The organism is Acinetobacter sp. RG5 (assembly GCF_031844265.1).
In the GTDB taxonomy this organism is placed as follows: domain Bacteria; phylum Pseudomonadota; class Gammaproteobacteria; order Pseudomonadales; family Moraxellaceae; genus Acinetobacter.
Window position 1 is genome coordinate 24,059 of the sequence record NZ_JAUZUV010000022.1, and the last position, 8,183, is coordinate 32,241.

The window sequence follows — 8,183 nt, forward strand, 5'->3', positions numbered from 1 at the left end:
AATAGTTCAAAAGAATAAACTCAGGTAAAATTAAGTATATCCCTATATAAATTAGTCCGCTATGTTGCTGAAAGCCGCCACCATTGCCTTGATTCCTGCACTTGTCATTCAGGGTAATCGTGTCAAGAAAAATACCCTAAGACTGCCGGAACCTGAAGGTGCACGTGAAGGTCAAACCGGAACCGGCAACAAACTGTCTCTGCTGATTTTAGGGGATTCGGCAGCAGCAGGTGTAGGAGTAGAACATCAGGATGACGCATTACTGGGTGCAATTCTGCATGAACTGAAAGATGACTTTGAAATTGACTGGAAATTACAGGCCAAAACAGGCGATACTAGCTCAAAAGTAATTCATGCTTTGGACCAAATAGAAGTCCAGCACTATGATGTAATCGTCACGTCGGTTGGCGTCAATGACGTGACCAAACTGATGCCTGCCGAGGTCTGGATTCAGAAACAGGAACAGCTTTATAGCAAAATCCAGCAAAAATTTAGTCCGAAACTGATTATTGCTGCCGGTGTACCGCCAATGAATATGTTTCCAGCACTACCGAATCCTTCGGCTTGGCTATTTGGCAAATATGCTAAACACATGAATTTGAAATTGGAAAAATTTGTGAATCAGCAAGTGAATATGCAATGGATTGAATATGATATTGAGAAGTATCGTGCCATGAATTTACAAATGGCTGCAGATGGTTTTCATCCGAGTAAGGAAGTTTATACACTTTGGGGACAAGAAGTAGCTGGCAAGATTCGGAAGACCTTCTAAAATAGTTGAAATCTCTTAATTTAGTTAATTCTATGTCTGATATTGAAACCCATCCACTACCGCCATTTTTACCGCCCAATGCCAAATTACTGATGTTGGGTAGTTTTCCGCCACCTGCCACACGCTGGAAAATGAACTTTTATTATCCAAACTATCAAAATGATATGTGGCGGATTTTTGGACTGATTTTCTTTGAAAATAAAGATTACTTTTTAGATCTACCCAATAAAAAATTTCAGGAACAATTGATCCGGGAGTTTTTAACAGAAACGGGGATTGCGATTTTTGATAGTGGCTATCAGATCCGGCGTTTAAAGGGCAATGCTTCAGATAAATTTTTGGAAATTGTAGTACCCACCAATATTGAGCAACTGCTCAGCCAAATGCCGCAGTGCAATCATATTATGACCACAGGCGACAAGGCCACAGACACCATGATGCTGTCTATGCCTGAAGGGACTTTAAAGCCGAGTATTGGTCAGCCTAGCGAGGCCCATTTTGTCGGACGTGATCTGTATTTATATCGCATGCCTTCATCTTCTCGAGCATATCCGGTTTCTCTAGAGAAAAAAGCCGAAAGTTACCGATTGATGTTTGAACATGTGGGTCTAGTTTAATATTTAATCCAATAATCAGATAAAATGGTTAAAGAGGTTTTAGGCTACAGACAAGACATAAACTTACTATTTGTAAGTTATTGGCTTTATTTATTCATATTTGGATATTCAACCCAGCGATGGCTATTAATTTTAATCTCCCGGACATGATGAAAGCTGGACCAGATTAACTGGCTACCTTTGGTCCATTTTAAAGCTCGAATACGCGACTCCACCTGCTGTATTTCCTCAGGTGAGGCCGGACGTAAAGGCCCAATTTCTGCATATAAGCGTACTCCTGGATAACGCTTAAATTTACCTTTAAGCAACGAATGAAACCAAAACAGTTTGCTACTGTTCACAGCCTGTATGCAGGCCATCGGCTGATGCTGTAAATTTTCAGAAAAAGTAGTGGAATAAGTATCAAAAAAGAAACCCGTACTGGTCTTTTTGTTGAGAAATATAGTTCCGATCGGAGTAATGCTAGGCAAACCTTTAGAGTTGACCGTTGCAATAGAGCAATGCATGGCAGCCCGTTGTGCATCAGCGACCACTTGGCGAATCTGTTGCCATTCACTCTCAGAAATCATGTCGTGATTCTCTTTTTATTTTTTATAAATTTTATAACAACTTATTTAGCTTGGCATTGCCTGAAAAAACTAAAACTACGGCAGTTTGATCAATCTAAAACGTCATTCAGATTATAAAAAAGAGCCACATGGGCTCTTTAAAAAATGCAAAATGCGGCGATTAGCCATCTTATTCGACATAATCCCATAAGTTTAAACGTGCTTTAATTTCCTGACGGATCTCGGGCAACATCGGCAAAAGAGTGCCATCAATCCATAAGCTCAATGCTTGGGCAGAGAGTACTTGCTGCAGTTCATCGACCAGTTGTGCACCTTTCAACATAATACCGGTCTCATCAGTGGCTTCGGTTTCTACACCTTTAAATAAAACCTGTAATTCATAACCGCTATCCTGAATCAGCCATTCCAGTTCAAGTTGAATATTTTCACTGGATTTCAAAACTACCTGTCCCTCGACCGTATCGGAGTCGGACAGACAGTCATGTTCCACCCGAATTTTGGCCAAATACCATTTTTGCTGGGATAAATCATGGAGGGTTTTTACAGGCGTCAGAATATCACTGAACTTAAACTGACGGCTTAGATCAAAAAATTGCATGGGAGTGGAGGGCGAACAATCGCAAAATACGAGAAAAATGTAATTCTAAAGTAAGCGCAATCGACTGTAAAACCCTTTAAACGATGATTGGACTAAGTTAATTTAAGCGGTCATTCTCAAAATACAGGCTTTTCATGTCGTCGTAATTGTGAGGTCATTCTAATGTCATTACATTAACCATTCACCGGGAAATTTCGTCACCAGATTCATCATAAAACGCTGGAATTTTGTAGTTTCCGGATCATGTAAATGCTGAATACTACGGCCATCTTTTTGATGTTCCAGCCAAATCATTTCATTTTTTTCGTTCAGTTTAAGTTGATAAGCCACGCGTGGTAAGTACTGATCCATCGCACTGGTGATTTCCTTCTGAAAATCTTCCGATTCAATGACCAGACCGACTTCGGTATTCAGATAGGCTGAACGCGGATCAAAATTAAATGAACCGACAAACACCATGCCATCCAGATCAAAAAATTTGGCATGCAAACTGGAGCTATTTTTGTTTTTAGCCGGGATGATGTCTCCAGTCATAATTTCATACCAAGTCCGTTCCGGACGGACAATGTAGGGTTTAAATTCCCAGAGTTCGATGCCACTTTTCAATAATTGCTGACGATATTGCTGATAATAGGCATGCACCGCAGCCACATCATTGGCCTGAAAAGAGTTGGTCAGGATTCTGATTTTCACACCTTGTTGCGCACGGCGGGTTAAATAGTCGGCCCCTTTTTGCGTGGGAATAAAGTACGAGGACACCAGTTCCAGATGTTTTTTTGGCTCACCCATCAGTTCGAGCATATGGGTATAAATATAATCGCCATTTTTGGCATGGGGGCGTGCTTTTGCGGGACTATCCGCAACAAAATAAGCCGGCGCCCAGTGAATGGGTTGTTTTTTTAAGTGTTGTTCGACTTGTTTCTCGGCAATGCCCACCCGGCGTTTGAGTTCAGTTTCGTCAACATCTTCTCGTTCAAATTCAGTTCTGAGCCTTTTAAGCATTTCAGGATGGCCGGCATCATTCAAGATCTGTCGAACGTCATAACTCAGATCATCATTCCAGAAGTTAATAAAGGTCTGATTGGCATCTGTTACGCTTTGCCCTGCGAAGAATATATCCACATCGGTGAACTGAAAATCTTCACTGGCATCAAAATATTCACTACTGATATTGCGGCCGCCGGTCACGGCTGCAGTGCCATCCGCAATAATCAATTTATTGTGCATGCGATGATTGACCTTTTTCATCCGGAAGCCATAATCCAGCGCACGTAAATGACGAAATTTATAGGGATTAAAAATCCGAACTTCAAAATTTGGATGTTGGCTTAGAGCAAGAAGCTTGTCATCAAGCTGGGTACCATTTTGATCGTCAATCTGAACCCGTACTTTGACACCGCGATCGGCGGCTTTAAGTAATTGGGACAAGATCATATTGCCAATATAATCATCCTTCCAAATGTAATATTGTAGATCCAGATGATATTTAGCTTTGTTAATCAGGTGCAGACGTGCTGCCATACTCATAAAGCCATCATAGAGCGGCAAGAAAGCCGTTTTACCGCTATTAATTTGCTGTTTTGAAAGTTGATTGTCGATCCAGTGCGCAGGTCGAACCGGCGTAATTTTCGCTTCTTCAGCAGTGTTGGGAGCCAGTTCACAGCCAGAAAGCATGATGCTAAAAGTAAAAATGCTCAAACATACAAAGGGCGAAGGTTTAGTCATTGATGTTCCATTAATTATAGGATCTTTTATTCCTTATCTTGTGATGTTAATAGTTGAATCTCCGAATAGAAAGAGGTTACTGTTAGTCATCTGTAAATCAGCAAAAAAAGGACAGTTTTACATGAAATCACGTGCAGCAGTTGCATTTGGTCCAGGCTAGCCATTAGAAATTGTAGAAGTGGATGTTGCTCCACCAAAAGCAGGTGAAGTACTGGTAAAAATTAGCCATACAGGCGTGTGTCATACCGATGCATTTACCTTGTCTGGTGAAGATCCTGAAGGTGTATTTCCTGCAATCTTGGGTCATGAAGGTGCGGGTGTGGTCGTTGAAGTCGGTGAAGGTGTCACCAGCCTGAAACCGGGCGATCACGTGATTCCGCTTTATACTGCTGAGTGTGGCGAATGCTTGTTCTGTAAATCAGGCAAGACCAACCTGTGTGTTGCTGTACGGGCGACGCAAGGTAAAGGTGTCATGCCAGATGGTACGACCCGTTTCTCTTATAATGGCGAGCCGATCTATCACTATATGGGTTGTTCAACTTTTTCAGAATATACCGTGGTTGCTGAAGTTTCTCTGGCAAAAATTAATCCTGAAGCCAACCATGAGCATGTTTGCCTGCTGGGCTGTGGTGTGACTACCGGTATTGGTGCAGTACATAACACCGCTAAAGTTCAGGAAGGTGACAGTGTTGCAGTATTTGGTTTAGGTGGTATCGGTCTTGCTGTAGTACAAGGCGCACGTCAGGCCAAAGCCGGCCGTATCATTGTGATTGATACCAATCCGGATAAATTTGAACTGGCGAAACAGTTTGGTGCGACAGATTTCCTAAATCCAAAAGACTATGATCAGCCGATCCAGCAAGTGATCGTTGAAATGACCGGTTGGGGTGTAGACCATTCATTCGAATGTATCGGCAATGTAGATGTGATGCGTTCAGCACTGGAATGTGCGCACCGTGGCTGGGGCCAGTCAGTGATTATTGGTGTAGCCGGTGCAGGTAAAGAAATTTCAACCCGTCCATTCCAGTTAGTCACAGGTCGTAAATGGATGGGTACAGCTTTTGGTGGAGTCAAAGGTCGTTCACAATTACCGGGAATGGTAGAGCAGTCAATGAAAGGGGAAATTCAGCTTGAACCTTTTGTGACTCATACCATGCCATTAGATCAGATCAATGAAGCTTTTGACCTGATGCATGAAGGCAAGTCGATCCGTACGGTCATTCATTTTGACTAAGCTGTTTTAATCTAAAAAAGACCGGTATTAAACCGGTCTTTTTTATGCGGCTTTCACCTGATTCAGGATACATTAGTGCATGAAAGCCTCACAGAGAGTCACTGAAACAACACACGCCTGCTAATGTCATTACATGCCAGATGCTTATATTAAATAGGACGTATGAAAATACGTGCTAAAACCATTTTAAAGAATAAGGATAAGCTCTATGTCGAATGATAATTTTGATCGTGATTTAATTAAGAATGCGCCTAAAGATGTCCGCGATGATTTGAATGCCGATCCAATTACTGGTGAACCTGGCGCGCATCCTGTGGGTACAGGTGTCGGTGCCGCAGGTGGTGCAGCGGCAGGTGCAGCCATTGGTGCTGCAGGCGGTCCAGTGGGTGTCGCTGTCGGTGGTGTAGTTGGTGCGGTTGTTGGCGGTCTGGCAGGTAAAGGTGTAGGCGAAGCTATAAATCCAACAGAAGAACAGGCTTACTGGCGTGATAATTCGATCAATACGCCATATTATTCAGATGCCCGTACTACTTATAGCGATCTGGATTATGACCGTGATTATGATACGGCCTATCGAGTTGGTTATGAAAACCGTGGCAGCTATGATGCCCATACCCGTTTTGAAGACGTAGAACCTGATTTGAGACTGAAATGGGAACAAATGAAAGGCGAATCACGTTTAAACTGGGAACAGGCTAAATTTGCAGTGCGTGATGCCTGGAATCGTGTTTCACGTTAATTTTTAATCTTCGGATTAAAGAGAAGTTTCTATGGTAAAACCCGCGATAAGTTTGTGGGTTTTTACCACTTTTAGTGATACATCTCTCGGTTTGATGAATCGATAAATAAAAGTAGAAAAGTTAATAAATATTTTTTTATATTTAATGCTTGTCAAATGATCACAGAGCGCGTATTTTAATTTCAGAATCACATTTTATGAAAGACATAACATGTTAAAGCAACCTATCATTTCAAACGCATATTTTTATTTCTGGCAGTTTAGCTAATTGCCTGAATGCGTTTGGGCAATGAAAAGGTTGCCCACCAGTTTATACCTGATCGGCAACCCTGATCAGGTTTTTTTATGCCTTTCATTTTTTACAATATTTTGGAGACAGCCATGACAAACTTTAACTATTCATACTTTAACAACTTTTATTGGTCTTATTTTAGTCAGCTAATGACACTCACAATACCTTCGATTAGACCCATAACGCTCAAATAAAAGTTTGGACTGATTGCCAGTCCCAGGATTAAAGTCATGAATACCCCAAATACATCACAACAACATCATGCTGAAAGCATTTTAATTTTACCTCAGCAGCTTAAGCAGCAATTGCCACTGTCTTCGCAATTAGCCAGCCAAGTCGCTGAACACCGTCAAACTATTCAAAATATATTAGAAGGCAAGGATCATCGTTTAATGGTGGTCACAGGCCCATGTTCCATTCATGATGAAGCTTCCGCGCTAGACTATGCAGAAAAATTAAAACAACTTCAGTCACAGCTATCTGATCAGATTTTCCTGGTGATGCGTGCTTATATTGAAAAACCACGGACTACGGTGGGTTGGAAAGGTTTCCTTTACGATCCAAATCTGGATGGTTCATCCAATATGCAATTGGGCTTGGAAAAATCCCGTGACTTATACCTAAAAATTATTGAAATGGGCCTGCCAATCGCTTCGGAAATTCTTAGCCCAATGGCAACTGCTTATTTCGATGATCTATTGGCCTGGGGAGCGATTGGCGCACGTACCAGCGAATCACAAATTCATCGCGAAATTTCCAGCCATATGCCGTACAGCATCGGTTTCAAAAATGGTACTGATGGTTCGATCCAGATTGCACTAGATGCCATCCAGTCTGCCTCTCATCCGCATCAATTCTTGGGGATGAGTCAGTCTGGTTTACCATGTATTTTACACTCGCAAGGTAATCCGAAAGCACATTTGATTTTACGTGGCTCGAATAGCGGACCAAATTACCAATTGTCAGAAATTGAGAAAATCCGGGCCAAACATCAGATCGACTTACCGGCATTGGTAATTGACTGTAGTCATGGCAATAGCTCAAAAAATCCGATGCTACAGCCTAAAGTACTGGAACAGATCGTAGCAGAACGCTTACAGACCAATGTTCGTGGCGTAATGCTAGAAAGTCATTTGGTAGATGGCAACCAGAAAATTTCTGAGCAAATGACTTATGGTCAGTCTGTAACTGATGGATGTCTGGGCTGGACAAAAACCGAACAACTATTGTTAAATATGACTGACTCACTACGGCTCGAAGGTTTGAAGCGTAGTGCTTAAAACTGAATGATGTCTTTCCTCAATTGATTGGGGAAAGACAGAATCGGATGAAGCCGATCAGCGCATCTCCCAGATGCTTAGACTAGCTCATCACAGCGTTTGAAAATAAAAATAATGATTAGAACGATTTTATAAATTGAATAAAAATAATTAAATTAGAAAATAAACAATAACAATAATTTATTAGAGATCTTGCTCCTGCTCATTCTATACGGCTGACCTGAACCGTACCGGGTTTGTCGGAGACTTTTTTATTTAAGTTAGGCCACCTGACCTAACGGGTTAATCTTATCATAGTACATTGCTTCAAACTCAAAAGGCGATACATAACCCAGTGCACTGTGTACACGCTTTTTG

At 41.6% G+C, this 8,183-nt stretch carries 8 protein-coding genes; 5 read left to right on the forward strand and 3 right to left on the reverse strand.

Annotation, left to right across the window (positions count from 1 at the left end):
- The first annotated feature begins 61 nt into the window (after window positions 1–61).
- Complete coding sequence (locus tag Q9R21_RS13535) at window positions 62–772, forward strand: SGNH/GDSL hydrolase family protein (RefSeq protein WP_311204694.1); 711 nt, start codon at window positions 62–64, stop codon at window positions 770–772.
- 32 nt (window positions 773–804) lie between these two features.
- A complete protein-coding gene (locus Q9R21_RS13540) occupies window positions 805–1,389 on the forward strand; it encodes a uracil-DNA glycosylase family protein (protein WP_044108343.1) in 585 nt (194 codons plus the stop codon).
- An 86-nt stretch (window positions 1,390–1,475) separates the two neighbouring features.
- Here the strand turns inward: Q9R21_RS13540 and Q9R21_RS13545 are convergent, their stop codons facing one another.
- The 3 genes from Q9R21_RS13545 to Q9R21_RS13555 all read right to left on the reverse strand — a co-directional run bounded on the left by Q9R21_RS13545 (window position 1,476) and on the right by Q9R21_RS13555 (window position 4,281).
- Window positions 1,476–1,958 carry a hypothetical protein gene (locus Q9R21_RS13545; protein ID WP_005246160.1) on the reverse strand — a complete coding sequence of 161 codons (483 nt, stop codon included), beginning with the start codon at window positions 1,956–1,958 and terminating at the stop codon, window positions 1,476–1,478.
- A gap of 169 nt (window positions 1,959–2,127) precedes the next feature.
- Window positions 2,128–2,556, reverse strand: coding sequence for a hypothetical protein (locus tag Q9R21_RS13550; RefSeq protein WP_311204695.1), 429 nt, complete (start codon window positions 2,554–2,556; stop codon window positions 2,128–2,130).
- A gap of 168 nt (window positions 2,557–2,724) precedes the next feature.
- The gene (locus tag Q9R21_RS13555) at window positions 2,725–4,281 is read right to left on the reverse strand and encodes a phospholipase D family protein (protein WP_005106839.1); all 1,557 of its coding nucleotides are present in this window, start codon (window positions 4,279–4,281) and stop codon (window positions 2,725–2,727) included.
- Between the two features lie 169 nt (window positions 4,282–4,450).
- On the opposite strand from Q9R21_RS13555, the gene Q9R21_RS13560 reads away from it, so the two are divergent.
- The 3 genes from Q9R21_RS13560 (at window position 4,451) to Q9R21_RS13570 (ending at window position 7,826) form a co-directional block, all read left to right on the forward strand.
- Window positions 4,451–5,515 (forward strand): S-(hydroxymethyl)glutathione dehydrogenase/class III alcohol dehydrogenase, encoded by a 1,065-nt coding sequence (locus tag Q9R21_RS13560; protein WP_249449766.1) that lies wholly within the window; start codon window positions 4,451–4,453, stop codon window positions 5,513–5,515.
- Between the two features lie 208 nt (window positions 5,516–5,723).
- Entirely contained in the window at window positions 5,724–6,254 is a 531-nt protein-coding gene (locus Q9R21_RS13565; RefSeq protein WP_219309303.1) for a hypothetical protein, read from the forward strand.
- Between the two features lie 522 nt (window positions 6,255–6,776).
- The gene (locus Q9R21_RS13570) at window positions 6,777–7,826 is read left to right on the forward strand and encodes a 3-deoxy-7-phosphoheptulonate synthase (RefSeq protein WP_311204696.1); all 1,050 of its coding nucleotides are present in this window, start codon (window positions 6,777–6,779) and stop codon (window positions 7,824–7,826) included.
- Window positions 7,827–8,183 lie beyond the last annotated feature (357 nt).

Bases quoted from the DNA above. Each gene is read 5' to 3' on its own strand.
- Q9R21_RS13570 (WP_311204696.1), top strand. From the start codon at position 6,777: ATGAATACCCCAAATACATCACAACAACATCATGCTGAAAGCATTTTA.
- Q9R21_RS13550 (WP_311204695.1), bottom strand. From the start codon at position 2,556: ATGCAATTTTTTGATCTAAGCCGTCAGTTTAAGTTCAGTGATATTCTG.
- Q9R21_RS13535 (WP_311204694.1), top strand. From the start codon at position 62: ATGTTGCTGAAAGCCGCCACCATTGCCTTGATTCCTGCACTTGTCATT.
- Q9R21_RS13545 (WP_005246160.1), bottom strand. From the start codon at position 1,958: ATGATTTCTGAGAGTGAATGGCAACAGATTCGCCAAGTGGTCGCTGAT.
- Q9R21_RS13565 (WP_219309303.1), top strand. From the start codon at position 5,724: ATGTCGAATGATAATTTTGATCGTGATTTAATTAAGAATGCGCCTAAA.
- Q9R21_RS13555 (WP_005106839.1), bottom strand. From the start codon at position 4,281: ATGACTAAACCTTCGCCCTTTGTATGTTTGAGCATTTTTACTTTTAGC.
- Q9R21_RS13540 (WP_044108343.1), top strand. From the start codon at position 805: ATGTCTGATATTGAAACCCATCCACTACCGCCATTTTTACCGCCCAAT.